General features: G+C 45.5%; 15 protein-coding genes. 3 read left to right on the top strand and 12 right to left on the bottom strand.

Features of this window, described 5'->3' with window-relative positions:
* Positions 1-71: 71 nt before the first annotated feature.
* The 3 genes from SDE_RS11920 to SDE_RS11910 form a co-directional block, all read right to left on the bottom strand.
* Positions 72-1,796, bottom strand: a complete 1,725-nt coding sequence (locus SDE_RS11920) for a bifunctional protein-serine/threonine kinase/phosphatase (protein ID WP_011468757.1) — start codon at positions 1,794-1,796, stop codon at positions 72-74.
* 103 nt (positions 1,797-1,899) lie between these two features.
* On the bottom strand, positions 1,900-3,390 hold the full coding sequence (locus SDE_RS11915; protein WP_011468756.1) for an MFS transporter: 1,491 nt from the start codon (positions 3,388-3,390) through the stop codon (positions 1,900-1,902).
* A 317-nt stretch (positions 3,391-3,707) separates the two neighbouring features.
* Positions 3,708-5,180 (bottom strand): MFS transporter, encoded by a 1,473-nt coding sequence (locus SDE_RS11910; RefSeq protein WP_011468755.1) that lies wholly within the window; start codon positions 5,178-5,180, stop codon positions 3,708-3,710.
* Positions 5,181-5,525: 345 nt separating this feature from the next.
* Between SDE_RS11910 and SDE_RS11905 the strand changes: the two genes are divergently transcribed.
* The 3 genes from SDE_RS11905 to SDE_RS11895 all read left to right on the top strand — a co-directional run bounded on the left by SDE_RS11905 (position 5,526) and on the right by SDE_RS11895 (position 8,952).
* Positions 5,526-6,266 (top strand): DUF1461 domain-containing protein, encoded by a 741-nt coding sequence (locus SDE_RS11905; RefSeq protein ID WP_011468754.1) that lies wholly within the window; start codon positions 5,526-5,528, stop codon positions 6,264-6,266.
* A 39-nt stretch (positions 6,267-6,305) separates the two neighbouring features.
* The gene (locus tag SDE_RS11900) at positions 6,306-7,523 is read left to right on the top strand and encodes a transporter substrate-binding domain-containing protein (protein WP_011468753.1); all 1,218 of its coding nucleotides are present in this window, start codon (positions 6,306-6,308) and stop codon (positions 7,521-7,523) included.
* Between the two features lie 250 nt (positions 7,524-7,773).
* Complete coding sequence (locus SDE_RS11895) at positions 7,774-8,952, top strand: helix-turn-helix domain-containing protein (RefSeq protein ID WP_011468752.1); 1,179 nt, start codon at positions 7,774-7,776, stop codon at positions 8,950-8,952.
* 15 nt (positions 8,953-8,967) lie between these two features.
* On the opposite strand, the gene SDE_RS11890 is transcribed toward SDE_RS11895, so the two are convergent.
* From SDE_RS11890 to SDE_RS11845, 9 genes are all read right to left on the bottom strand, one after another.
* Complete coding sequence (locus SDE_RS11890; protein ID WP_158303877.1) at positions 8,968-10,038, bottom strand: eIF2A-related protein; 1,071 nt, start codon at positions 10,036-10,038, stop codon at positions 8,968-8,970.
* A 189-nt stretch (positions 10,039-10,227) separates the two neighbouring features.
* Positions 10,228-12,603: a glycoside hydrolase family 6 protein gene (locus SDE_RS21930; protein WP_011468750.1), complete on the bottom strand. Its 2,376-nt coding sequence runs from the start codon at positions 12,601-12,603 to the stop codon at positions 10,228-10,230.
* A gap of 230 nt (positions 12,604-12,833) precedes the next feature.
* Positions 12,834-14,264 carry a methyltransferase family protein gene (locus SDE_RS11880; RefSeq protein ID WP_011468749.1) on the bottom strand — a complete coding sequence of 477 codons (1,431 nt, stop codon included), beginning with the start codon at positions 14,262-14,264 and terminating at the stop codon, positions 12,834-12,836.
* Between the two features lie 1,914 nt (positions 14,265-16,178).
* Positions 16,179-19,298, bottom strand: a complete 3,120-nt coding sequence (locus SDE_RS11870; protein ID WP_011468747.1) for an efflux RND transporter permease subunit — start codon at positions 19,296-19,298, stop codon at positions 16,179-16,181.
* Positions 19,295-20,566, bottom strand: coding sequence for an efflux RND transporter periplasmic adaptor subunit (locus tag SDE_RS11865; RefSeq protein ID WP_011468746.1), 1,272 nt, complete (start codon positions 20,564-20,566; stop codon positions 19,295-19,297). Before SDE_RS11865 ends, SDE_RS11870 begins: the two co-directional genes overlap by 4 nt.
* Positions 20,567-20,847: 281 nt before the next feature.
* Positions 20,848-22,077: an alginate export family protein gene (locus SDE_RS11860; RefSeq protein ID WP_011468745.1), complete on the bottom strand. Its 1,230-nt coding sequence runs from the start codon at positions 22,075-22,077 to the stop codon at positions 20,848-20,850.
* A 77-nt stretch (positions 22,078-22,154) separates the two neighbouring features.
* Positions 22,155-23,918, bottom strand: a complete 1,764-nt coding sequence (locus tag SDE_RS11855) for an ABC transporter ATP-binding protein (RefSeq protein ID WP_011468744.1) — start codon at positions 23,916-23,918, stop codon at positions 22,155-22,157.
* A 19-nt stretch (positions 23,919-23,937) separates the two neighbouring features.
* Entirely contained in the window at positions 23,938-24,951 is a 1,014-nt protein-coding gene (locus tag SDE_RS11850; RefSeq protein WP_011468743.1) for an ABC transporter permease, read from the bottom strand.
* Between the two features lie 94 nt (positions 24,952-25,045).
* On the bottom strand, positions 25,046-26,458 hold the full coding sequence (locus tag SDE_RS11845; RefSeq protein ID WP_011468742.1) for a CmpA/NrtA family ABC transporter substrate-binding protein: 1,413 nt from the start codon (positions 26,456-26,458) through the stop codon (positions 25,046-25,048).
* Between the last annotated feature and the right edge of the window lie 27 nt (positions 26,459-26,485).

Genomic DNA, 26,485 nt, shown 5'->3' with positions numbered 1-26,485 from the left:
GGGATTGCCCCTGCCGAAAGATGGGCTAGAAAGTGTTGAGGGTGTCGAAAGCGTAGAGAGACTAGAGCAAGCTAGCCGCGGAAGTTAAGTAATAAAAGCCCAAGTACTGTTAGCCAGCCCACCGCAGCGATGCTTTTCCACATGAGTAGTGGGTTGCGCTCTGCAAGGGGGATTTCCTGTTGAGTGCGCCACAGTGGATTTGGGCGTTTTATGTCTTTTAGCCATTCAGATAACGCGGGGTAGCGAGCGCTGGTTTGCAGGCTTAAGGCTTTTTCGAGGGCTTTATCTAGCCATACCGGTACTAATGGGTTGTGAATACGTGCTGGGTGGTATTTAAGCTTTTGAAAGTCTTTAAGTGAGCTGGCTTCGCTGTAGGCTTCACCAAATGGCAATTTACCCGTAAGCATTTCATAAAGAATAACGGCAATAGAGTATTGATCTGAGTGCATGCCCACGTTACCTCCGCAGCGATACTCTGGTGCGGAGTAGGTGAGGGTGCCTAATATTTTATCGCGTTCAAACGATGAAGCCACTTCGTGTACGCCTGCCACATAACACGAACCAAAATCGATAATTACTGCACCGTTGCGGCCAACAATAACGTTGTCTGGCTTAATATCTTGGTGCAGTGTATCGCGGCGATGAAAAGCTCGCACGCCCTTGGCGAGTTGCTCTACTAGTTCTACCGCATCGGTTATATCCATGGGCGCGCGTTCGCGTATTAGTTGCCCAAGCGTGGGGCCAGCAATATGTTCTGTTAGGTAGTAAAGCGTAGAGCGCGATTCCGGCGGTGTTGCAATTCTAACCACGTGTTGGTTTTGAATGCGCGTGCCTATCCAGCTTTCCATGACAAAGCGCTCTATGTAGGCGGGGTCGTCGTCGTAATTTATCGACGGCGTTTTCATTACATAGGGCGTTCCGTTTTCATCTTTTACTAAGTAAACCTGGCTGCGCTCAGATTCGTGCAATATTTTTTCGACCTGCAGGCCATCTAATTTATTGCCAACAGATAGAATAGGGGGAAACGGCAATTGCGAGAGTACGGTTATGGCATCGGCTTGCGAAGGCGTGCCAAGACTGTCGATAACGGCTACCTGTACGCTGATGTTATCTTTACTGCCGGCATCGAGTGCTTCTGCTTCCAACGCTTTTATTAGCGCTTCTGGGTCGTTTAAATGTTTGCGAACGGTGCATTCAAAATCGTGGGCGTTCAGCGAGTCGTGAATACCGTCGGTAGTTAATATAAATACGTCATCTACTCGCAGCTCTTCGGAGTGCATATCTATTTCTAACGCGGAGTCGGCGCCGAGTGCACGGCTAAGGTAGGTGGTTTTGCTGTCTATTTTTTGGGTATGATCGCGTGTTAACAGTTCGAGTACGTTGTCGCGCATGCGGTATACACGCGTGTCTCCAACATGAAAAATAAAGTATTTATCGCCTTTAAAAATAAGGGAGGTAAATGTGGTGAGGTAACCTTCGCCCATTACGCTGTTTTGGCTTTGGCCCCACAAGTAGCGGTTTAGCGATTGAATAACACGAATGGCTGATTGCTGTGTGCGCCATGTATCGGGCGTGGCGTAGTAATCTGTTAAAAACCCGCAAATAGCGGATTGGCTTGCCTGTTTTGCCGAGTCGCTGCTGCTTACGCCATCGGCTATGGCTATAGCAATTCCCTTTAGGCTTAGCTGCGAACCCTCGGGAATCATTGCTCCTACGGTGTCTTGGTTTTCTGGTTTTCTGCCTTGGTCGCTGTGTTGGGCGAAGCGGATGCTAAGGCTGGAGCTTAAATGGTTCATAGTGTTCGCTTAATAAGTTACTACCGTTGTTAGGGGTATTGTTTTTAGTTTTGGCGATAGTAAAAAAAGAAGGTGCCGCTAGGGCACCTTCGTAATACTGCAGTTAGCCTACATCAATCATTTCAACGGTGCCATCTGGAAGTACTTCGGCAATTTGGCCTTTGGGCTCTTCCATAAATAAAAACAGTAAGCCCAATACAACAATACAGGCCCCTGTAATCACACCAAAGAAAACATTAGGTGCGTAAAATGAATTTACAAGTAAAAACAATGCTGCACCTACGTTGCCGTAGGCACCGGTCATGCCGGCTATTTGGCCAGTTAGGCGGCGTTTAATGGTGGGCACAACGCCAAAGGTGGCACCGGCGCCAGCCTGTACAAAGAAAGAACAGAAAACAACTACAGCACCAATGGCGAGTAGCGACCAATCTGGCGTCATCATAGATAGCCCCGCATAACCAATTGCAGAGCCAGCTACCGTTAACATTAAGGTTTTTTTGCGGCCTAGCTTATCGCTTAACCAACCACCGCCTGGGCGGGCAATAAGGTTCATTGCCATAAAGCAGCCAGCCATAACCGAGGCTTTGGCCAAGCTAAATGCATAGGTGTCTTCGTTAGAGAACATCAACGGCATCATAGATACCACTGCTACTTCAGAGCCGAAAGTAACGGCGTAGGAAAGATCCAAAAGGGCAACTTGCTTGAATTTGTATTTGTGAATGCCAACAACACCTTCGTGGATAGCTTCAGCATTTAGTTTGTAGGCCCCGAAGGCTTGCCAGCAAAACCAAAGCAATAGCCCGGCCCAAATAGCGTAGGTAACGAATTCGGAAAGTAGGCCAACCTGCGCCGGTGATAAGCGCCAGCATATTACGCCCATAGCCAAGAATATGGGCGAGAGCATTATCATATACAGCACAAAGTCGGCTTTGTTGGATACTTCCATAGCGCCCACTTTTTTGGGGGCGAAATAGGTGGCGCCTTTAGGGGTGTTGCGCACCATAATGTAAAAAATAAATGAGTAACCTATGGCAACTACGCCCGCGATAGTAATCGCTACGCGCCAGCTATAGGCCACGCCAACATAACCAATTAGAATCGATGACATGGCAGGGAGTGCCCAGTTAGCGATAGCTGCCCCAAAATTACCCCAGCCACCGTATATGCCTTGTGCCGCACCAGCGGTTTTAGCTGGGAACCAGTCGGTAACCAAACGAATGCCAATTACAAAGCCGGCACCAGCAAAACCGAGCAAAAAGCGGGCAGCGGCTAGTTGGGTGTAATCTTGCGCCCAAGCAAACATAAAGCAAATACAGCCAGAAATAGCGAGTAGCGCAGAGTACATTACCCGTGGGCCGTATTTATCTACCAGCGAGCCCACAATGGTGCGGGCAGGAATAGTAAGGGCAACGTTTAGAAATAGCAGTGCTTTTGCCTCTGCCATGCTCAAGCCAAAGGTATCCTTAATAAGTGGCATTAAGGGTACATGGCAAAACCACATAAAGAAGGTGATGAAAAAGGCAATCCAAGCCAAATGCAAGGTGCGCACTTTGGGGTCGCTAAAATGTAAAACGTTAAAATTGGCGGTGCTCATGGCTACTCTCTGTGTTAAACGGGCAAATGCACTCTAATGATTCAATACAGTGCGGCGCGAGAAAGGCACAGATGCAATAAGCGAGCCAGTACTAAGTTGGTGCGCTATTTGTGGGGATAGATAAGATTTTGGTGAAATATTGTGCGTGATGGCTGAGTTGAGGTGCGCTACAAAAAGGCAAAAATTTAAAGGGGTGCCCTGTTGTGGATCTAATTTGGTGTGTGCGCTCTTAGTTTCTGGTTTTGTGGGGCTTCTGGCTCTGTGGGGCAGAGAAGAGAAGAGAAGAGAAGGGCGACCTTAATCGCCCCCCGCGCATATTAACTTACTTCAATCTTTTGTACGGTACCGTCTTCCATTACTTCGGTGGTGTGACCTTGTGGTTCCTCGATAAATTGTACAATACCGAACACTACAGCTGCAGAGGCACCAATAATCATAAAGAAGGTGCTCGCATCTACAAAGCTATATACGGTTAGGAAGGTTACCGCTCCCACGTTACCGTAGGCGCCCGCCATACCGGCTATTTGGCCAGTCATACGACGCTTAATGAGCGGTACCATGGCAAATACAGCACCTTCACCCGCTTGCACAAAGAAAGAGCAGCACATTACAGCCAATACTGCAGCCGCTACAGGCCAGCTTGCACCTACTTGAGACAGTACAAAGTAACCCACTGCTAAACCGGCAATGAATATAGATAGTGATTTACGGCGACCAAATCTGTCGCTGATGTAGCCACCACCTGGGCGGGCGATAAGATTCATAAAGGCAAATGCCGCGCCGAGCATACCCGCTTGAGCTAAGGAAAGGTCGGTGAAGGTTTCTAAGAAGAAGGCAGGTAGCATAGAAACTACAGCCAACTCAGAGCCGAAGGTTACAAAGTAAGCCCAATCTAATACGGCAACCTGTTTAAATGGGTATTTGTCGTGCTCTGGTGCGCCGTTTTTAAGCATATCTTTGTTCACTTTGTAGATTTGCGTGAACTGGAAAATAAACAGAGCAACCAAGCCAACGTACAAAACGTTAACGGCTGTTTGGGTTAGTAGGTTTACACCTGAAGGCGATAGTTTCCAAGCTAGTACAGCAAGAATTAAGTACATAGGTACATTCATTGCGATGTAGAACCAGAAATCGCGCTTGCTTGTTACTTCTAAGCCGCCAGACTTTTTAGGTTTGAAGTAAGTAGAGCCTTTAGGTGTATTGCGTGCACGCCAGTAGAAGAAAATACCGTAGAAGCCTGCTATTACACCGGTAATGCCTATAGCGTATCTCCAGCCGTCATCGCCACCAAATATAAGCGCGAGAGTAGGTAGGGTAAAGGCTGCTGCTGCAGAACCAAAGTTGCCCCAGCCGCCGTAAACGCCCTCTGCTAAGCCTACTTGGCGGGCAGGGAACCATTCACCAACCATGCGAATACCAATTACAAAGCCTGCGCCAACAAAACCCATGGCAAAACGCAGTAGTGCTAGTTGTTCGTATGATTGTGAAGAGGCAAACGCAACACACAAAAAGCCAGACGTGACGAGCAGCGCGCTGTATACAATTCGAGGCCCAAATTTATCAACCAAAATACCAATAACAATACGGGCGGGAATGGTGAGTGCCACGTTTAATATAAGTAGCGCTTTCCATTGTGCAAGCGACATATCAAACGCTTGCATAATAAGTGGCTTAAGTGGTGCGTGCGAAAACCACACAACAAAAGTTAAAAAGAACGCAAACCACGTAAGGTGGAGTGTTCTTATGTTCTCTTTCGTAAAATCTAAAAGATTTAATTTACCGGAGCTCATTACTGTCATCCTTTAAGGGAAATGAAAATTTAAAATTCAATAAAAATTTATAGATACCTAGGTTTAGCAACTAGTGTGCCAGCACTAAAAATGTTCATTAAAAAGCGCTTAAATAGGTTTTTTGTGCGTGTTTGGAGAGGGCGAAGCTTGTTTCGCGCATTATCTTGATGCTGAATTGGATTGCTTTGGGCTTTTATGGTGCCTGCGTTTATAGCGAGTGAATTTAAGTGCTGCTTAACAATATGGCGTTAAGCTAATAGGTGAACCAAATGAAGGCGTAAACTACTTTGGCTAGGTACACTGCAATCTGGCAGAATAGAATCAAGTTCTAAATGAGAGTCAGGCGTGGGTAATCTAAATTTTAAATCGGTTTTTGCCGTTATATTTGCGGTTCATTCTTTGCTTTTTGCTATTGCTCTTGGCTGGTGCTTATTGGCGAGTGTGCAGTTTGGCTATGGCGTTTGGCACGATCACACGGGTATAAAAGAAGCTATTGCTAAATACGCTCCCCAAAATCACTACAAAAAAGGCTTTGAGCAAACAACAAAAGAACAGCGCCTAGCCATGTTTAGCCAAATTAATCTCGCTATTCATAATGGTGGTGAAGGGTTAGAAGATATTTATTATGAAACTGCCACAAGCGGCGGTCCGCAGAGATTATTACGTGAACCAGAAGTGGTGCATCTACAAGATGTGGCTAATCTTATCGATTTTTTCTTTTACCCTTTAGTGTATGTGCTTCTAGCGTGGCCGCCGTTAGCAATGCTCGCCATTAAGCGCGGCTGGGTGCCCAAGCTTAAAGGCCAGGTGCTTACTTTGGCTGGTTTGATAGGAGTCATTGGTGCGGCGTTATTGATAGTAGGGCCAGAGCGAGTCTTTAATCAATTGCATATATGGGTATTCCCTGACGATCACCAATGGTTCTTCTATTATCAAGACTCCCTCATGTCTACCATGATGTTTGCGCCTCATTTATTTGGTTGGATAGGGCTAGCATGGACTATATTAATAGTATTTATTTTTACCGGTACTGCAGTTGCGTTAAATAGCTACAGTGCAAAGCTTAAATCTAATCGCAGTGATTAAATTCTGAACTGCGCTCGAATGACGGGAGGGGGTGTGCCAATGAAATTGTTAGCCACTCTATTGTGTGCATTGAGTTGCAGCGGCGTACACGCCTCTAAGGCTGATGCGCCTAGTGAGCCATTTCGCCTTGTTACAAGCTATTCTACTGCTCCACCTTCTTCTTCTGTTGTAGGGTCGGCTACCTCTGTGGTGGCAGATTGTATATTCAACAACCTTGGGGTGAGCTACGAGCTTACTCAGCTCCCTTGGCTGCGGGCGCATATGCAGTTGGTTACGGGGCGAGCCGACGGTATTCTCCCCATGATTAATCAGCCCCAATTGGAGGAGGTGGCCAAGCGTTCAGCGCCATTCGGGCTGGAAAAATGGTATTGGTTTAGCAAAAGTGACACGCCTATTACCACCCTTGTGCGCGACAAATCCCTTGCTATAGCTACCTTGCGAGGCAGTAATCATGCGTTGTGGCTAGCGCGCAATGGTTACATTAATGTGATGGAGGTGGAATCGACCAGTCAGCTTAGCCGGCTGCTTGATTTAGGTCGTGTAGATGCTGTCTTTTTTGAGTTGCAGTGGGCACTAGACGCCTATGGTGAACAATTTGGTGCCAGTGGGAGTATTAAGTTTCACTTTGAGCGCTATGCTGCTTTGGGGCTCTATGTGGCTGAGCAATCGCTTAAGCGGTTTCCTGACTTTATGCGCAGGTTTAACCGCGAAATAGAAAAATGTAGCCCAGAATGGGTGGCGCTTAGCGATGTTGAAGTAGAGCTTATCAAAACAACTATCTTTGAGCCTGTGCGTGTTAACTTGGGCAGTAATTCGGTTTTGAAAGGGGCTTTGCAAGCGGCGGCTAGTCAACCGGCTAGTGAGGTGTTAGCAGACCTCGATGATCGCTGGCGTGCGGAGCTAAAGAGTGGTGACTACAATTTAATAAAACAGGTAGTAGAAAGCCCTTTATCGCTACTACTTCGCCAAGAAGTAGAGCTGCAGTGCGGTAGTATTTCAGAGCTAATTGTTACAGATAGGTTTGGTGCAAATGTGGCGGTAAGTCAGCCCACTACTGATTATTGGCAAGGGGATGAAATTAAGTTTCGCTCAGTTGTGAATTCTGGCTATAAAACCTATTTTGGGCCAATGCAATACGATGCCTCTACGCAGAAATTCCAAACCCAAATAAGCGCCCCAATTCTGGATGAAGCAGGTGTGTTTATTGGTTTGCTGGTGATGGGCGTGGATGTGGAGCGGGCTTTAGAGAAACTATAAATAAAGTACTAGAGCAGCCAATTGCTGGTTTAGCACTATATTATGGGCCTTTGGTTGAAGCGGGCAGATGTGGTGGCTACTGGGTCAAAAAAAATAGAGAAAACCCCAAAAAAAATGGCAGATTACCTGTAATAAGAGATAGAATGCAGTGCTGATAAGCATGAGATTCACTTAGTCTCTAATAATAAAATATAACAACACCGTAATATACATCAGTCGTTATATATACGGTGAAGCAAGGTGATTGTCTGTGGATGTTGTATTATTTAATACACATGACGTAGTTCTTCTATTCACGTTTTTACAATGCATTGTTTTAGCGTTTATTTTGTATAAACCACAAAAAGAACGTGCAGTTAGTAATGTGTTTCTTCTCGCATTCTTGTTGTCTAATGCTGTTATTCCCTTCGAGTTACTAATACATTTTGGCACCGCCTTTAGGCCTTGGGCAATTGATCACCTACCTAATTGGTTTTTTGTGTTCGAATTCGGCTACTGGCTGCAAGGGCCTTTCTTGCTTTGGTATCTTCGCTCTGTATTGTATAAAACTATTCGCGTACCACTGAGCGATGCCTTTTATTTTGTGCCGTTCGTGCTCTTTCTGCTGCATCAAGTAATTGGCTACCATATTCTTTCTACCGACGAAAAAATATCTATTCAGCAAAGCTTTAAATTGCATACCGAATCGTTTTCTATTTACTACATAACCCTAATGCGCGAACTATTGCGCGTGTATTTTGGGGTACTGTGTTTGCTCGAATTAAAAAATTATTTAAAAGTTACCTCGCAAAAGCACATTGTTGCCGACACCAGTGATGTGCTCTGGCTGCGTATAGTGGTATACGGCTTTCTCGGGGTTTGGGGGTGGAGTGTACTGGTAGTGGCCATGCTGATTTGCAACGTTCAGTTTTTTTGGCATTTACCTGTGGGCACTATGGGAATAATGGCCAACTACGTTACCTGCGGTATTCTATGTGGTTTAGTGGTAGTGGTAGGGCGCAAGGCGCGAGTAGTCGAAAACTTAGAGCCTGTGAGCTCAAGTCCGCCCAAGCAGCATGCAGGCGTTACTATTAATTTAGAGTATGTTGAGCAGCTAGAAAAGCTTATGCATGAAGATAAACTCTATTTGGAATCGTCGCTTACCTTAGAGGTGCTGGCTGGTAAGTTATCTATTTCACCGCGCACGTTATCAACGGTTATAAATAGGCATTACGGCTGTAACTTCTTCGAGTTTATTAACGATTTTCGAATAGAAGACGCTAAAAAGCGCATGGTTGACCCAGCCAGAAGCGGGGCGACAATGCTCGATATAATGTATGAGGTGGGCTTTAACAGTAAGGCGACATTTAATAGCTTTTTTAAGAAGCACGAGGGTATGACACCGCGCGAATACCGCAAAAAAAATACGCAGGCAAAAGAACCTGCGTAGTTCGTCTATAGTTTTTTATTTCCACACTATTTCTGAATTGCCGTGAACGGGCTTGAAAAGCTCGTTTAGCACTTTTCCATTTAGGTCCACTATTCGCAACGCAGCTGTGTGTTGACTTAAATCTTCTGCGAATAGAAATGCTATTTGTTTGCCATCTGGTGAAAACTCAGGTTTGTTATGCAAATGCTTGCCTGTGGTTACTTGTCGTAAGGCTCCTTCCGTATCGGCTACAAAAATATGCATTTCGCCTTCGTATACTTTTTTATAGGTGGTTTCGTCGAAATAGTATTTATAGTTAAGCAGCGCGGAATAGGTGAGGCTCTTGCTGTCTGGCGCCCAGCTTACTGGAGATTGTACTTCTTGATCGGGTTGGGATATTGGGCTTACTTTATTGGTAGCTAAATTTAACAACTTGAGTTGTCGTTTTGCTGTTGGCTTACCGGGGTTAACAATAAAAGCTAGGTTCTTACCATTGGGTGCCCAGCTAATATAGGAAAGTGTAGAGTTGTCTTTTTTACTCAGGCTAAATATTTGGCTGCTTTTTTGTTTTTTTACATCGTATATGGCTATATTGGTGTTGTCTGCGTTATCGGTAATAATTGCAATTTGATTATTTTGTGGGTGCCAAGAATAGTCAATAATAGCCGCTGCATTAATTGTAGTGATTGGTTTTCGGGTTTCTATATCTAGCAATACCAATTGTTCTTGGGGTTGTTCTTTAAGCGTATAAGCAACAATAGTTTCGCTAGAGTTTAATTTGGGGTAAGTTTCATCCAGATTGGTGTTGGCGAGTACTTGGGGTTCGCCCCCAGCCGTGGAGGTAAGGTAAATATTAAATTGCTCCGACTGCTTACGTAAATCTATCCCTGTATTTGTATGCCTGTTAGACATAAAAACAATTTTATTTTTTCCTACATCAAAGGCTAAATCTCGCCAGCGGTTATCGTTTGTTATCTGCTTTATGGGTGCGCTAGTTTCAGAGCTTTTACTATAAATACTGCTTGAAGGCCCCACTGTTTTTGCAGAGAAGTAGATATCTGCATACCCGTGGGTACTCAGAAATAAACAGCTCGTAAAACCTGCCATAACGCCTAGCTGTCGTATATGGAGTGTTTTTTTAATGTTGTGAAAAAGGTGTCGAGTACTAAGCATATTTCACACTCTTGATCGATTAACTAGAAGCGGGGTAGTAGATTGTTTATCTAGTACCCCGCTTAAAATGGGAAATAAAGTACGCCACAAAGCGATGGCTCTGTGGCGTAGCTACCTACTAACCTATAGCGGTGGGTAGGCGTTTTCTATAAGTATTTGGAATGCTTCTGGGAACCAGCGACCAGCATGTGGAGCGTTATCTAGCGCGCCTGTGCCAACCGCATTGTTATCGCGGTTAGGTGCGTTTGGATCACACATTGGGTCGTGCTGTTTAGCTGGGTCGTTAGGGTCGATAGGGAAGTTAGGATCACTAATACCATCCGACTCACCTTGTGGCTTAACCCAAACGTAAGCGTCTACACCTGGTTCTGGTGCCGCTTGCGGACGGAAGCCAACACCACCGGGCTGGTTACACCAGTTTCCGCGATGCTGACGGCGGTCTATACGCGATTCATTCACATAGGTGTTGAGGTCGGTAGATGTAGACTCACCAGTTGGACGGTCAGGTCCACCCCAGCCATTACGTGCGGTATCAATAAGCATACCAATTGATTCTGGGAAGCCTTGCTGAATCATGGCTTGGCGCCAATCTTGTACAAAGCTAAGTTCTTCGAAGTACATGGTCCACTCGTAGAAATCCGCAGATCGAACTTGGTTGCTACCAATTTGCAAGGTAGGGTTAGGTAGGTATGGTTCAGTCACAGGTGTGTAGTTAGAAGAGTTACTTACAAAGCCTGCAATACTGTTTACACCTTTGTTTGTGCCTTTAATTGCATCACCAATAAGCTTGGTGGCGCCGGCGAAGTTGTCGCTCCAGCCTAGCCAGCCTGAGTGAGCAATATCGACGTATGGGTACACATTATCAAGCGTGTTTAGCTCGTTAAGTGCATGTTGGATACCGTCTACGTACCCACCCGGGCCATTCGCTTCAACACATTTTTGAATGTTGAGGTTGGTAACGAGGTTGGGTAGAGAATCCACTTCAATAATCGCGATAATACGCAAGCTAGAATACGCGGGCTTGCTGAGTATATCTACGATTGGGCCAATGTACTCATTTTGATAGCGCTCAAAACCGTTCTCGGCAATGAGTAGTTCGCCACTTGAGGCCAAAGCTGCACAGTCGCGGTTTGGTAGGTCGTATACCACGAACATAAAGATGTCTGCACCTTGTGCTAAAGCTTCATCTAAGTGTTCTTCTAAGCCCATACCATCGCCATCTTCTGGGCCTTCAATCGCACCAATGCGATCCATCCAAACTGCCGTGTTGTAGTTGGCAATAAGTGAACCGTTTGGCTCTGCTGCAGCTTTTGCTGACCATACTGGGTCTACATACCACTTGCCGCCAATGAACGGGTTGTCAAAACCTGCGCCACTGCCTGAAGTAGAAGAGCTAGAGCTTGAGGAAGATGAGCTGGAACTAGACGATGTACTCGAGCTAGAACTGGAGCTAGAACTCGTGGAGCTGGTGCTAGAGCTAGAACTTGAAGAAGTGCTAGAAGTTGAAGAGCTACTAGAGCTAGAGGTAGAACCAGTAGAGGAGCTTGAGCTAGAGCTAGAAGTGCTAGAGCCAGACGAACTGGATGAGCTACTTGATGAGCTGGTGCTAGAGCCAGAACTAGACGAGCCAGAGCTTGAAGCGCCGTTACAGGTTACGCCGCCAAAAGAGCCGTCGTGGTTCCCTTGAATACCAAACGAAGCTGATTGCCCCGGTGCGAGGTTGCCGTTCCAGCTAATGTTGCTCGCAACAATGGTATTGCCTGACTCTACAAAGTTTGCGTTCCAGCCACCGGTGCGCTGTGGTGCCTCGCCGAATGCCATGGTTACGTCCCAACTGCTTACTGCAGCGGTGCCGTTGTTAACAACTTGCATGTCCAGCTGGTAGCCCGAGCCCCAAATATTCGCATTGCCTACAGTACACGCAATACCACCTGTGCCACTGGAGCCAGATGATGAGCTAGACGAAGAGGTGCTTGAAGAGCTGGACGAGGAGCTGCTAGTGCTGCTTGAGCTACTAGAAGAGCTTGATGAACTAGATGATGAGCTGGAGCTGGAAGAGCTAGAGCCGCTATCACATACCGCGCCGGTAACGGTTGGAATTTCTGCATTGGAGCCGGCTTTGCTGCCCTGAAAACCAAACTCAACGCTTTGACCGGGTTGAATGTTGGCATTCCAGCTTAATGGTGTAGCAGAAACGGGGTTCGAGCCAGAAACATTCGCGTTCCAGCTGCTGGTGACTGCATCGCCGGCATACTGCCAGCTAACATCCCAGCCATTGATGGGAGTAGTGCCATTATTAGTAATGCGAACTGCGCCAGTAAAGCCGCTGTTCCATTCATTGCTAATGATGTATTCACATTGCGCCGCAAAACTCTGCGCAGAAAAAAGCAAACTTGAAGCAATAACCCCAGACCCGGTTAACCAGCGCGCTGTGCGGGTTTTATAAGGGCGGTGTTGCTCAGAGTTTGCCAGCTTACTATTTTTATTAGAAGCCAACATGATTTTTTCCTCTGGATTGAATTAACCAAAGTCACCTTTAGTAATAAAAGTGAAATTGGCAGTTGGGTGTTTCACATACATGATTGGACGTTAACTTTAGATTAGCGTCCGTTTCGCCCAGTGCCTGTTGTGGTTATGTATGGCGCCTAGGCTATTGCAGCTTATTCAATGAATAAAACTAGCAATTAGTGTGCGCCGCCCTCATAGGGGTGGCGCTATTATTTTTTTAATTAAAATACTTTAGGTATAAATCGATACTTAACTTGTTCGCAATATTCTCGGTAGCAAGGGTCTGCGCTAAGGTGCCGCTCTTCTGTAATAGCTCTGCAGTAGTATACGTAGGTAAGCAGTACTAACCCGATAATTTGGATAATTGCCAGCTCAACACCACTATGCGTTGCGTTATAAATTACGGCCGGAAACATAATGCACCACCAGGCGAAATTTTTTGAAGCGTAGGCAGGGTGGCGAATATAAGCGAAAGGCCCCCTACGAATAATGCCGCGGTTAGTAAGGTTTGAGAATCGAGTACCAAACCAAAGTGTGGCAGACATATAAACAAAGTAGCTAGCCAGCATCATGGTCATAAAAATGGTAACTAGCGTTTGGTTGTCGTAAAGGTTAATCGAATCTCTCTCTCCCGGCGCGCCGTAATACAAGCCTAGTACGAACTGGAAGGGTGGATAACATGCTAAGCACACCACCCAGCCAAGCATCGTAGGCTCTGCGCTGCTGGTTTGGTTATCTACCCAGCGCGAAGAAATAACATAGCCTACCCACGCCAAAGCCACGTCGATAGAAAAAATAAACGAGATCGAAATATTGAAAAAGTCGTTATTTAGGCTGCGGTGGGTAAATGATCCGCTTGAAAGGGCTTTTGGTAAGCCGTCAAAAATATAACCGATATTCCCCACTAAGTGTGGGAACTGATCGACAAAGAACACCGTCATTAGTGGCGTGAAAAATAATTTCACTAATAGTCCGCGGGTGATTTTTTTGTCTATATCAGAAAAGTACGGTGTATTTTGCTTTTGCTTATCACCTAGGTTAATAAATGAAAAGGGATAGGCGACTACGCGCTGGAAGTAGTAGCCGTAGTCGCGTGCGTCTGCTTCTGCACTGTGTTTAATTGCACGAGTAATTAATACATAGGGCAGGCCCACCCATAAATAACCGTTCCACACAATATCTAAAAAGCGAAACCAGCTTTGATAGTAGGCGTTGTTTCTTAGGTAACCATACTCACCGGCACTATGGTAAAACCACAATACTAAAGAGAGCAGAGCAAGATAAAATAGGTAATTGATTACCGATTCAATCAGAAATGAAAAGTAGTGCCCCTGTTTTACTTTGGGGGCAACAGTAAATTTGAATCGGTCATCCCATAAATAGATGCGTACAAGCTCAATTGTGAGCATAACAAAGGTAATAACGCCTAGGGCAAATAAAATGCTGTCTAAGCGGGTGTGGGTTAATTGCCAGCCGGCCACCGAAACGCCTTTGCTCAAAATATGACCTGCATTGTACCAAGCGGCTAGTGCTACTACTGTTAAAGCCCCCGCTAAGCCGCTAATCCATGCGTAATCTGTTACCCATTTATCTCCCTTTGTGGCTGTGGCTATCACATCATTTGTAGCCGTATTCTTATTGTTTAAAGCCATTGCTGTCTCACTGCTTCTAGTTGTAGTTTGGATTTATTATTGTTGACGAGTAATCCAGACAAACTTTAATGCTTTCAGCGTCGAAATGCTATTTTGTGGGTGAATTATGGTGGCTGGCGCACTGCTATTGGCGCCATGATTCGCAGGTTCTTTGCGCGCAGCGTCGAGCAGCAGCACTGCTATAAAAAAAATTGTGCAGTAACCTAGTGTAGTAACAGTGAGGTGTGTAAAAGAATACTTAGTGTTGTGCTGGGGGCGCATGCTCATAGTTTTCCGTTTGTTTGCCAATCGTATCGTATGCACTGAGTTTCCTAGTGCGCTGGGCGGAAGGAGGCAAAGGCAACGTACAATTCAAACTGAGAGTGCGAAGGGGAGTCGCGATAGGTTTTTTACGTGGTTTATATTGTCATTGTGCGGCAACGGTACTGTTACCTTGAAACCCCAATGCATTCCTTCATTAAGTTCGGTGATTAACAGCTAGCACTTGCTAGTTGTGTACTCCATATAGCATGCGCGGGCCCTATTGGGCCCGCGTGCTGTGTCTTGCAAACATGATTTCTATATTTTTTATTATCCGTTTTGTTGTTTTTCTTCCATGAAATCCATTTAGTACGGGTAATTTCCATTTATTCTTAGCGCTTTTATTTTTAGGGGCGCTTTATTAAGAATTCTGACTTCATAAATATGTTAAATATTATTAACTATCCGTTTGTTTGGATCTGTTAATGCATCCACATATTTTGTTATATGCATACGCCGGTGCGTTATTTGTTAAGTAAATCACTCTTTAACAAGTAATATGCAGTCTGCATGAAGGTTCTAAAGAGCATTGCGCTTAATGTGTTAAAAACTTTAAACGCTTTTATCACTATTCAGCTAACGGTAGGGGAGTCTGTATATGTTTATCATTGGGTATCCTCGCATCATGTTTCAGTGGGCCGGGTTACGCCGAACTGAATTTAATTATTATTTTTATTGGTAACACTTCGTAATACGCCAAAAAGGTATCTAAACGTATTCGGTGTTCCTGTCCAAGATTTAAATTTACCAAATATTTAGATTGCCACTGGCAGCTAAACCGCTCTTAAATCTTGTGTGTCGCTATAGATAAAGATATTACAGCGAGCCCGCAAACTGTTTTTCGTTAGCGGATGGTTAGAATAGTTTAATCTTAGGTTTAATTTCGTCCTTTCAGTAGTAACTGCGTGTATTTGTACGTTTGAGTACCCGTAAAATTACCATTTTGTGGCTCCTATTACGTTGTGTTTTATGTGGCGTCAAAATGATAATGTTTGTGCTAACATCGTATGGCCTGTGCTTTAAAATCCAATAAAATCAGATGTTTGTGTATTTATTTCTGTTTTGAAATATACCAGATTAACTTAAATGGTAGCGTGCATCATTTAGGGGTAGTTAAAAAAACGATATTTATATTTCAAAAAGAAGTAAAAAGACTAATTTATATTCTAAAAAATTTCATGCGACAGTTTTGGCTTTAACTATGACAATGAATAGCCTAAGTTCGTACTTATGGGGTACAAAAATGCGTGTATTTGATCTTTAAATCAGAGTAAATATTGCGAGGAAGAGGGTAGCGGAGCGGGTGATTTTTGTTCAGGCATAAAAAAGGGGAGCATAGCTCCCCCAAAATCATGTTTGCGAAGACACCCGTCAATGAGGAAACTTCATTTCTGAGCGGCTTACGGTAGGAATAATATCACAAAAAAGATGAATGTTTGGTAATTTAAAGCATCGAATTCTCCCTTTCGTCGCGATTTATCATTTTTTTGTCGATTTTACGCGCCAAAAACTGTTTGCTTGTGCACACTTTTTGTATATCACGCTAATTAATGATTTTGTACTAGGCGCGAGTGGCGCCTATCTCTTCTTTGTGTTGAGCTGAATGCTCGACTATTACCTCTTTAGTGCTAATTTTGAGCGCAGCGTCTCTTTTAGCCATGCGAAATAGCGTCCGGCACTCTCCATAAGTAAATAATTCACGGGTACGAGAATCAAGGTAATAAACGTAGCGAATATAATACCGAAGCCTAGCGATACAGCCATGGGGATCAAGAACTGTGCTTGTGTTGCTTTTTCAAACAGTAATGGCATTAACCCAATAAAGGTTGTGAGCGATGTAAGCATTACGGGCCTAAAGCGAGCAGCGCCAGCCGTAAGCACGGCTTCACGTAGTGCCATGCCCCGTGCACGCATCTTATTAATGTAATCTACCAGTACTAATGAGTCGTTCACGATTATGCCAATAAGCGCAAGCATACCGAGCATGCTCATAATGGTTAAATCCATACGCATTATCCAGTGGCCCACGATAGCCCCTATAAGGCCGAAAGGGATGATGGACATAACGATAAGCGGCTGAGAGTACGAGCCAAATGGAATGGCGAGTAGGGCATAGATAACCAATATTACGGCACCTATACCCCAGTAGAGCGAGGTGAATGATTCGCGCTGCTCTTCGCTTTCGCCGCCCATTTTGTAGCTCATGCCTGGGTATTGAGCCACGAGACTGGCAACGTACTTTTCTAAGTCTGACTGTAAAACAGTCATATTAGCGGCTTGTTTATCTACATCAGCCCGCACGTTGACAGTTCTGTAGCCGTCTATGCGATAAATAGCGGTAGGGCTTTGCGATGGCGTGTATTCAGCAATATGGCTAAAGGGCACCTGTTGGCCGCTAGGTGTGCGAATTAGCATGTTGTTTAAGTGTGCAATCGACTCGCGCTCTTCTCGAGGGAAGCGCACCATCACTCGTACATCATCACGCCCACGTTGGATGCGTTGCGCTTGCACACCAAAGAATGCTTGCCGCACCTGCTGTACAACTTCGGCTCTGTTTACTCCAAGTAAATAAGCCTCTGGTTTTAGCTCTATACGCAGTTCTTCTTTACCGTCTGCCAAACTGTCGTTGATATCAAACACTGGGGCGTAGGTGGTGAGCCTTTCTTTGATTTTGTCAGATACGATTTCTAGCTCTTGAAAGTTGTTGGATCGCAGCTGTATATCGATGGGGTCGCTGGTGCGGCCAATTTCTGCGCGGAAGGTAAGGGCTTCTGCGCCTGGAATCTCACCTATTAGCTCTCGCCACTCTCGCGAAAGCTCTCGGCTGGTAATGGTGGACTTTCTGCTTTCTGGTGGTGAAATCTCAAATCGCACCTCACCTTGGTGGGAGGCGCCACCGCGTCCACCTGTCATAGATAGAATGTTAAGAATGATACTTTGACCGTTTTCGTCAACGTACTTCTCTTTAAGGCTGCGGGCATGGCCCGTGATTGTTTGTACATACTGGTCGGTAACCTCAAAAGGCGTGCCTGTGGGCAGGGTGAGGTTAACGCGCACTGTCTCGCTGGGTATACGAGGGAAGAAAGTAAATTTGGAGTGTCCAACGTAAACTGCAGTACTGATACACGCTAGAATGCCTACAAAGCAGGTTACGGTGATTAGCCTGTTATTTGTACAAACCTTAAGGGCTGGTTGGTAGTATTTTAAGATGGCTCGCTCAAAGCCGTTGGCAATATTCTGCTGAATTCTTTCAAGTTTGTTGGGTTGATGGTCTTTTTTGATTTTTAGGTATTTTAAATGCGCCGGTAAAACCAGCTTCGATTCAATAAGCGAAAACAATAATACAGGAATCACAATTGCCGGAATTTGCGCAAACACCGGGCCGCGGTCGCCGCCCATAAAAAATAATGGCACAAACGCCGCTACGGTGGTGAGCACACCAAAGGTAACGGGCACCGCGACTTCTTTGGTGCCATTTATGGCGGCTGCAAGGCCCGACTCGGAGGATCGCAAGTGGGTGTATATATTTTCACCGGTTACAATTGCATCGTCGACCACAATCCCCAGCACCACAATAAATGCGAACAGGCTAATAAGGTTTAGGGTTACGCCAATAAAGGGCATAACAAAAAAGGCGCCCAGAAAACTTACAGGAATACCAATAAACACCCAAAAAGCCACCGCCGGACGCAAGAACAAGCTAAGCAGCAATAAAACTAAAATACCGCCCTGAACAGCGTTGGTAGTGAGTGTTTTGATGCGGCTTTTTACAATTTGGGAATCGTCATCCCAGTAGCTTATTTCCATGCCTTCGGGCATGGTGGTTTGTTTTTGCTCAATGTATTCGCGCACTTCCTTGGCGACTTGAATGGCGCTTTGTTTGCCAATTCGATATACGCGCAAGCCTGCAGCGAGTTTGCCGTTAAAGCGAGTGCGTATGGCTGTTTCCTCAAAGCCGTCTGTTACGGTGGCTATATCGCCAAGCTTAAGAAGGGTGCCGTCTCTATGGGTTTTTAAAACTATTTGGTCGAATTCGTGCTTGTTGTAGGCTTGGCCCTTCGAGCGAATAAGGATATCGCCACCGTCGGTACGAATGTTACCGGCAGATAAATCTAGCGAGCTTTGAGTAATGGCATTCGATACTTGGCTTAAGGTTAAGCCATATTCGCGCAAGCTATCTTGGCTTAATTCTATGGCTATTTCGTAGTCGCGCACGCCATTAAGGTCTACCTGGCTCACATTGGGTAGTAGCAAAAGCTCGTTGCGTACTTGCTCTACTTGCTCGCGAATTTCTCGTTCACTTACGTCACCAGATACCGTCACCATCATTACGTCGCGCTTTCGCACCGCGAGGGAAATAATGGGGCGTTCGGCGTCACTGGGTAGGGTGTTAATGGAATCCACTCTGCTTTTCACTTCGTCGAGTAAAATGCGAGGGTCGTAGCTCGATTCCACCTCTATCGCAATGCTTGCACCACCTTCGGTAGAGCGACTAACAATTTCTTCTATGCCTTCTAAATCTTGTACCGCTTCTTCTATACGTGTAGCAATAGCCAGCTCAGCGTCTTCAGGTGTGGCGCCTCGCAGGGTAATGTTTACCTGCACAACGTTGGATTCGACGGTAGGGAAAATCTCTAACGGGATGCGGCTAGTTAGCGAAAATAAACCCGCAAGCACCACCGCAAGCAGTAATAGGTTTGCAGCTACATGATTTTTACAAAACCACTCGATCATTTAGCGGCTCCTTCTTCACGTTGCTTTCTATTTTCGCGTGGGCCGTCTTTCTTCCATTCGCCTTTGCGTTTTTCTCCACCATTACTGCTTGGTGCGCCGCTTATTTTTACTCGCGTGCCAGATGCTACTTGCCCAAGCGGGGTAACAACTAGTTGATCACCGTTGGTTAAGCCTTCTGCAATAATTGCATCCGTTTCATTTTGCCATAGTACTTTTATAGGTTGCCTATGCACTTGCCCATCGCGGTATAAATATACATACGAGCCTTGGTAGATGGTTTTGTTAGGAATAACAATCGCATTGGGGAGGGTTTTGCCTTCAATATTGGCCGTTACGTATTGGCGAATTTTTAACGGTGTTTTGTTTAACGCTTTTTCGCCGAAGGGGTCTTCTACTCGAGCGACCACATAGATTTGTCTGCTGTCGGTTTCTATCGCGCCAGATGTACGCACAATTGAGCCTTCCCATTCGCTTTTTTCGACGAGGTCAGAGACAAGCGTAACGCGCGGTAATTGCGAGGGTGCTTGAGTGGCTACGCGATAGGTTTCTGGCAGTTGCAGCAGGTTAATTTCGTTGTTCCTAATGGGGAGTTTAACCTCGACTGCATCGGTAGCGTAAATGTCTGCCAGTGCACTGTTAGTGCTTATAACGTTGCCAATATCTACGTGTTTGGTAAGTACTCTGCCGCTATAGGGGGCTTTAATTTTTGTGCGCGCTAAATCGAGCTTTGCGCCTGCCAAGTTTGCTTCTGCAGCTTTTAAGCGCGCTTTGGCTGCTGCGACTTGAGGTTCTCTTAGCACTAAGGGCGCAGGATTGTGGTTGCTGCCAGAGCGCGACCAGTCTAAACGCGCTTGTTCTGCGCGGGCTTGCTCTTCTATTAATGCTTGCTCGGCTTCCAGATAGCTGGCCTCGGCCGCAGTTACCGCTATCAAATAATCGGCTTGTTCTATAGCGATGAGTGTTTCGCCGGCTTCAAAAAATCCCCCGTCGCGAAACGATTCGGCCACAAAATCTACTTTACCGCCCACTTGGGCTGTGAGCTGGGTTTGAATGCGAGGTTGCACCAACCCGTAAGACTGGATTTGAACGGTATAAGGTTTGGCCTCGAGTGTATTAACTGCAATAGCCACCTGTGTTTCGGGCGGGGTGAAGGACCGGTCAGCTTTCGGTCTGGTTAGCAGTAACGCGGCAATGACTATTGCAATAACACCGAGAAGACCAATAAGGGGAAGCAGTTTAATAATGAGGGGTTTATCGTTCAAAACCATAACTCCATTTGCAATGTTACCTAACTAGCGTAGAGCTTTAATAGGAGAGTGTTTGCGGTAAGTTTAATCGTAAGAGCAGCATATTCTAAACCTAAGTGGTTTACATACAATGTATTGACGATTGTTTCCTTAATTGCAGATGCTGTGCAAACAGGGGGTATGGAAAGGCAATTAGAAACGAGAGGACTGGCGTCCTCCCGAGAGATGCGCTACTAATGGGAGGCCAAAAGTAGCGATGAGTATTTACAGTAGTAGATGTGAATGTTGGTTAACCAATATTATTAGAAAGTAATGTTAGCCATTAGCCAAATTTTCTTGGTGTCGTTGCCAAAGGCGTCGGCGCTGTAGTCGGAATATTTAAACAATAAACCAACAGGGCCTGCTTTGCCTTTCGCTACAAGTCCAAACTCTGTACCCAAATCTTCAGAAGCAAGGGTGCTTGCATCTACATCGTTAGATGAGTAGCTGTGGTAAACCGCAGACAGTGCTACTGGGCCAACTTTACCACCAATAGAGCCGTAGAAATCTTCGATACCGCCGGCAATGTTACCTGCGCCGCCGTTTAAGAATATATCGGACCAGCCTTGGAAAGCGTGAAGGGTTGCAAGTGGTGTAATAAAGTAGCCATCAGCGCCATCTGCTCCCAATACTTCGTAGCCAAGTGTTACTTTTACAGGGTCAAAACTGTATGAGCCTTCAAGTGCGGTGAAGCTTGCAGAGTAATCTGCGGCGTTATCGGCAGCGTCAGACTGCATAGCGTATTCTGCACTGTAACCAAAGCCTGAATTTGCGCCAGCTAAACGTAAACCGTAAGTATTGGTAGAAAACTTGGTTAGCGTTTCGTTATCTAGTAGGTAGGCGTAACCAGACACTGTGCCTATATCGGCTAGTTTAACATTGGCATTAAATAAAAAGTTTGTACCCGCGTTATCACCGGCAGGCGAGCGATCATCACCAAATATACGGTTCACATTACTTACGTAAGCACCGAAGAGTTTTACGTTTTCGATAGAGCTATTGGTTACAGAGAAACCGTCGTAAGTCTGTTCGTTTTGTCTCCAGCCTACACCGCCTACAAAGCGTTGGTTGTCTAGTAGTATGCGCTGACGACCGTATTTGTATGTGGTGCTTTCAGTTTTGTACTGAATATAGGCTTGGTTAAGGTCGGTCCCTTCAGGGTCGGCAATGACTACCGCGTTTGGTACTGGTGTTCCACCTGGGCCGGTGTTGTAATCTACTTCTAGAAGTTCGGATACTTGGTCGAACTCTACAAACCCACTAAAGCCATTGTAGCTGCCGGTAGCGTGATTTAGACGAGTACGTAAAGTGGTAGCTGTAGCGCTGTCCTTGCTATCTTCTGATACATCTTCTATACGAAAGCGAAAATCCAGTGTTGTTTTGCCGTCTTTCATGGCGTCTACAAAAGATTTGCTTTCTTCTGCAAAAACAGGTGTAGCTAAAACAGAAGAGCTTACAGCAACAGCGAGTAGGTTTTTGTATTGGTTTTTCATACTGGTTCCCCTAATGGAAATAATAAAATTAATTAAGTTGTAAAATAAAAAATAGAATTAAAGTAAAAGCTAAATCGTTATGCGTTTACAGCAAGGCGGTCTTCTTGGCTCTGTGCTGTAGGTGCGGAATCTGTTTCTTGTGAAATTTCCTTCTCCTGTGGTTCTGGTGTATCTGAATCGTCGTGTTCTTTGTCGCAATCGGCTAAGAAAGTTAATAGTTCTTCGCGTAATCGATAGTAATCAGGGTGTTCTAGCAACTGCTTACGGGTGCGTGGGCGAGGTAAATCTACCTCTAAAATTTTGCCCACTTTTGCGTTTGGCCCGTTAGTCATCATTACTACTCGGTCAGCTAGCAGTATGGCTTCGTCGACATCGTGAGTTACGCATATTGCGGTAACTTGAGTGCGTTTCCATACCTCCATTAACACTTCTTGTAGCTCCCAACGCGTGAGTGAATCTAGCATACCGAAGGGTTCGTCAAGCAGTAGGAGCTTGGGCGAGAGCGCAAATGCGCGGGCAATACCTACGCGTTGCTTCATACCGTTAGAAAGCTCGGCGGCTTTCTTATCCATAGAGTCTGCAAGCCCTACGCGGGATAAGTAATATTCAACTATTTCGTCGCGTTCTTTTTTGGTGCCGTGCGGATAAACACGCTCTACACCAAGTTTTACGTTTTCTTTTGCCGTTAGCCAAGGGAATAAACTCGGGGCTTGGAACACAACGCCGCGATCGGGGCCAGCGCCAGTAACTTCCTTGCCATCTAAAATGATACCGCCGCCGCTAATATCATTAAGGCCGGCAACCATAGAAAGTACCGTGGACTTACCGCAGCCAGAGTGATCAATTAGGGATATAAACTCGCCTTTTTTCATTTTCAGGTCGAACTCATCGACTACTGTTAATGGCCCTTTGGGAGTAGGGTAAATTTTTGTAACTTGCGAAAATTCCACGTATTTATTTAACGCCGGCGATGTAGCGAGCGCCGCTTGTTTAGCTGCATCATTAGGTGGAAACGACGTATTGGGTTGTAAGTCTGGCAGGGTTTTCGAGTCGTCGTTGCCTGCTGCCTCCATGCCTACTTTCATTAGGTAGGAGGTGATTTCTTTGCGGAGGAACTTAAATTCTTCATCGTGGTTCATCGCTGTGCGATCGCGCGGGCGTGGTATGTTAATTACAAACTCTGGGCCAAGCGATGCTTTGGGGCCGGGGTTTAAAGGTATAACCCTGTCCGCAAGAAGAATCGCTTCGTCCACATCGTTGGTAATTAGCAAAATCGTTTTCTTTTCTTTCTGCGAAATAATATTTAGCTCATCTTGCAGGTTGGCGCGGGTTAGGGCGTCTAGTGCAGAAAGCGGTTCATCGAGCAGGAGCATTTCTGGTTGCATGGCTAGCGCGCGAGCAACCGATACCCTTTGACGCATGCCGCCAGATAGCTCTGCTGGGCGGCGATCTGTAGCGTGCGACAAGCTCACCATGTCAATATACTTCTGCACATGGGCCTTGCGCTTTGATTTAGGCCAAGAACAAAACACTTGATCCACTGCAAGTGCAATGTTGTCGAATACGGTAAGCCAAGGCATAAGCGAGTAGCTTTGAAATACAATGCCACGCTCTGGCGAGGGGCCTGTTACGGGCTTGCCTTTAAAGAGTATTTCGCCGCTATCGCCTTCGAGTAGCCCTGCTAAGGCTGAGACCAAGGTGGTTTTACCGCTGCCCGAAAACCCTACAATGGCAACAAACTCGCCTTCTTCTATCGAAAGGTTTATGTCGTTTAGAACAGCAGTCTTGTTGCTACCTTCACCGTAGCTTTTACACAGATTTTTTATTTCGCAGAAAGCCATGATTAATTCCGTCCTTTACTTAGCGCTTTTCGCCAAAGGTAAATAGGTTTTGTAAGGTGAACATAACGCGGTCTAATAAGAAGCCAATTACGCCAATGGTAAGTACCGCCACCATAATTTTGCTAAGTGAGTTAGAAGAACCGTTTTGGAATTCATCCCACACAAACTTTCCTAAGCCTGGGTTTTGCGAAAGCATTTCTGCGGCGATGAGTACCATCCAGCCCACACCAAGAGACAAGCGCAAACCGGTAAATATAAGTGGTAGCGAAGAGGGTAGAACGAGTTTGGTGATTTTAGTAAACCAGCCAAGTTGCAGTACTTTACCCACGTTCATTAGGTCTTTGTCGATAGACGCCACACCTAACGCAGTGTTAATAAGCGTTGGCCAGAGTGAGCATAGGGTTACGGTAATAGCCGAGTTTAAAAATGATTTGGTAAACCATGAATCGTCGGAAGTAACATAAGTAGCACTTACAATCATGGTAACAATGGGGAGCCAAGCAAGCGGTGATACCGGCTTAAATAGCTGAATAATTGGGTTAAATGCAGAGCTAACGGTTGGGCTTAGGCCGCAGAAAATACCGAGGGGTACCGCGACAATGGTTGCCAACAAGAAACCCATAAATACGGTTTTAATACTGGTAACAATTTGATCTAAGTAGGTGGGGGCACCAGTGTAATCGCGCCATTTAACACGGTCTTGTTTACCCGCTTCTACTAATTTTGCATTGCGCTTTTCTTGGCGCTCGTAAAAAGCCGCTGCTTTTTCACGTTGTGCTTTGTGGTCATCCCACAGGGCAACCGCTTGAGTGTAAACTTGTGATGGGCCGGGCACGGTGCCAAGGCTAGTAACAACTTTGCTAGATAATTGGCCCCACAGTAATAAAAAGATGACAAAGGCAACAATAGGTATACCCATTACCATCCATAATTCTTTGGCTTGTGTTTTTGGGTTTTCTCCAGCTGCAATACGAACCATGGGCACGAACCAGGTTAATCCAGATAGCTGTAGAAAATTGATTACTTTGTTCATTGCTTTGTCCTATTTGGAAAAATGTATCAATATTCGTTAAAAAGGTTTGGTTAAGGGCAAGGGGGAACCTTGCCCGTTAATTAGCGGTAATGATTTATTTGGTTACACCAGCGCTTGTTACTTTTTCGCCTGCTTTTAAGCCAATGGGTAGTTTGGCTAAGTAAGCATTTGGCTCGCGACCGTCGAAGGTAATGTTGTCGATAAATTCAGCTTGTGGTGCGCGGTAGCCGTCGGTATCGAAAGGGAAGTCCTCTTTTTTGGCTTTACCTTCAGCAACTAAAAGTTTGGCTGCTTCTAGGTATACGTCTGGCTTGTATACTTTTTTGGCGGTTTCGTGGTACCAAGAATCTGGTTTATCTTCAGCAATTTGGCCCCAGCGACGCATTTGAGTGAGGTACCAAATAGCATCTGAGTAGTAGGGGTAGTTTGCGAAGTAGCGGAAGAATACGTTGAAGTCTGGCACTTCGCGTTTATCGCCTTTTTCGTACTCGAAAGTACCGGTCATAGAGTTGGCAATAACTTCGTAGTCTGCACCTACGTAGTTAGGGTTAGAAAGAATTTTTACGGCTTCTTTGCGGTTGGCGTTGTTGTTCTCATCCAACCAAATCGCTGCGCGAATAAGTGCTTTAACAACAGCTAGGTGAGTTTGTGGATTTTCTTCTGCCCATTTTGAGTTAACCCCAAATACTTTTTCTGGATTGTTTTTCCAAATTTCGTAATCGGTAATTACCGGTACGCCAATACCTTTAAATACAGCCTGTTGGTTCCAAGGTTCGCCTACGCAGTAGCCATAAATGGTGCCGGCTTCCATTGTGGCTGGCATTTGCGGTGGAGGAGTTACAGAAAGCAGCGTGTCGCCTGCAATTTGACCAACATTACCTGATGCACCTGGGCCGTAGTAGCCCGGGTTTATGCCGCCTGCTGCTAGCCAGTAGCGCAATTCGTAGTTATGGGTAGATACAGGAAACACCATGCCCATGTTGAAGGGTTTGCCTTCGTTGCGATATTTTTCGATAACGGGTTTTAATGCACTCGCGCTAATTGGGTGAACAGGTTTGCCGTTTTCGTGAGGGATATTGCCTTTCATTTGTTCCCAAATTTCGTTGGAAACTGTAATGCCATTGCCATTTAAATCCATACTAAAGGCGGTAACGATATGTGCTGAGGTACCGTAGCCGATAGTTGCACCTAGTGGTTGTCCTGCTAGCATGTGCGCGCCATCGAGTTTGCCGTCAATAACGCCGTCTAATAATACTTTCCAGTTTGCTTGCGCTTCTAATTTAACGAATAAGCCTTCGTCTTCAAAAAAGCCTTTTTCCGCTGCAATGGCCAGTGGTGCCATATCGGTTAGTTTAATAAAGCCAAATGTTAATTCATCTTTTTCTACGTCTAACATTTCTGCGTAGGCACTGGATGCCATAAGTAGTGCAAATGGCGCAGCTAGTTTTTTTACGCTCGAAAATGTGGGGCTTAATTTTCGACTTGCGTGTTGCAAAGTTTTAAACATAAGTTCGCTCCAAAATGGTGATGGTAA

This window comes from Saccharophagus degradans 2-40 (genome assembly GCF_000013665.1).
GTDB lineage: Bacteria > Pseudomonadota > Gammaproteobacteria > Pseudomonadales > Cellvibrionaceae > Saccharophagus > Saccharophagus degradans.
The sequence above is the reverse complement of the archived record's forward strand: the minus strand, read 5'-3'. Positions and strand labels throughout refer to the sequence as shown.

Coding starts and splice junctions, on each gene's coding strand:
- SDE_RS11900 (WP_011468753.1), top strand. CDS start 6,306: ATGAAATTGTTAGCCACTCTATTGTGTGCATTGAGTTGCAGCGGCGTA.
- SDE_RS11880 (WP_011468749.1), bottom strand. CDS start 14,264: ATGGCTTTAAACAATAAGAATACGGCTACAAATGATGTGATAGCCACA.
- SDE_RS11920 (WP_011468757.1), bottom strand. CDS start 1,796: ATGAACCATTTAAGCTCCAGCCTTAGCATCCGCTTCGCCCAACACAGC.
- SDE_RS11845 (WP_011468742.1), bottom strand. CDS start 26,458: ATGTTTAAAACTTTGCAACACGCAAGTCGAAAATTAAGCCCCACATTT.
- SDE_RS11890 (WP_158303877.1), bottom strand. CDS start 10,038: ATGGCAGGTTTTACGAGCTGTTTATTTCTGAGTACCCACGGGTATGCA.
- SDE_RS11865 (WP_011468746.1), bottom strand. CDS start 20,566: ATGGTTTTGAACGATAAACCCCTCATTATTAAACTGCTTCCCCTTATT.
- SDE_RS11870 (WP_011468747.1), bottom strand. CDS start 19,298: ATGATCGAGTGGTTTTGTAAAAATCATGTAGCTGCAAACCTATTACTG.
- SDE_RS11915 (WP_011468756.1), bottom strand. CDS start 3,390: ATGAGCACCGCCAATTTTAACGTTTTACATTTTAGCGACCCCAAAGTG.
- SDE_RS11850 (WP_011468743.1), bottom strand. CDS start 24,951: ATGAACAAAGTAATCAATTTTCTACAGCTATCTGGATTAACCTGGTTC.
- SDE_RS11855 (WP_011468744.1), bottom strand. CDS start 23,918: ATGGCTTTCTGCGAAATAAAAAATCTGTGTAAAAGCTACGGTGAAGGT.
- SDE_RS21930 (WP_011468750.1), bottom strand. CDS start 12,603: ATGTTGGCTTCTAATAAAAATAGTAAGCTGGCAAACTCTGAGCAACAC.
- SDE_RS11860 (WP_011468745.1), bottom strand. CDS start 22,077: ATGAAAAACCAATACAAAAACCTACTCGCTGTTGCTGTAAGCTCTTCT.
- SDE_RS11910 (WP_011468755.1), bottom strand. CDS start 5,180: ATGAGCTCCGGTAAATTAAATCTTTTAGATTTTACGAAAGAGAACATA.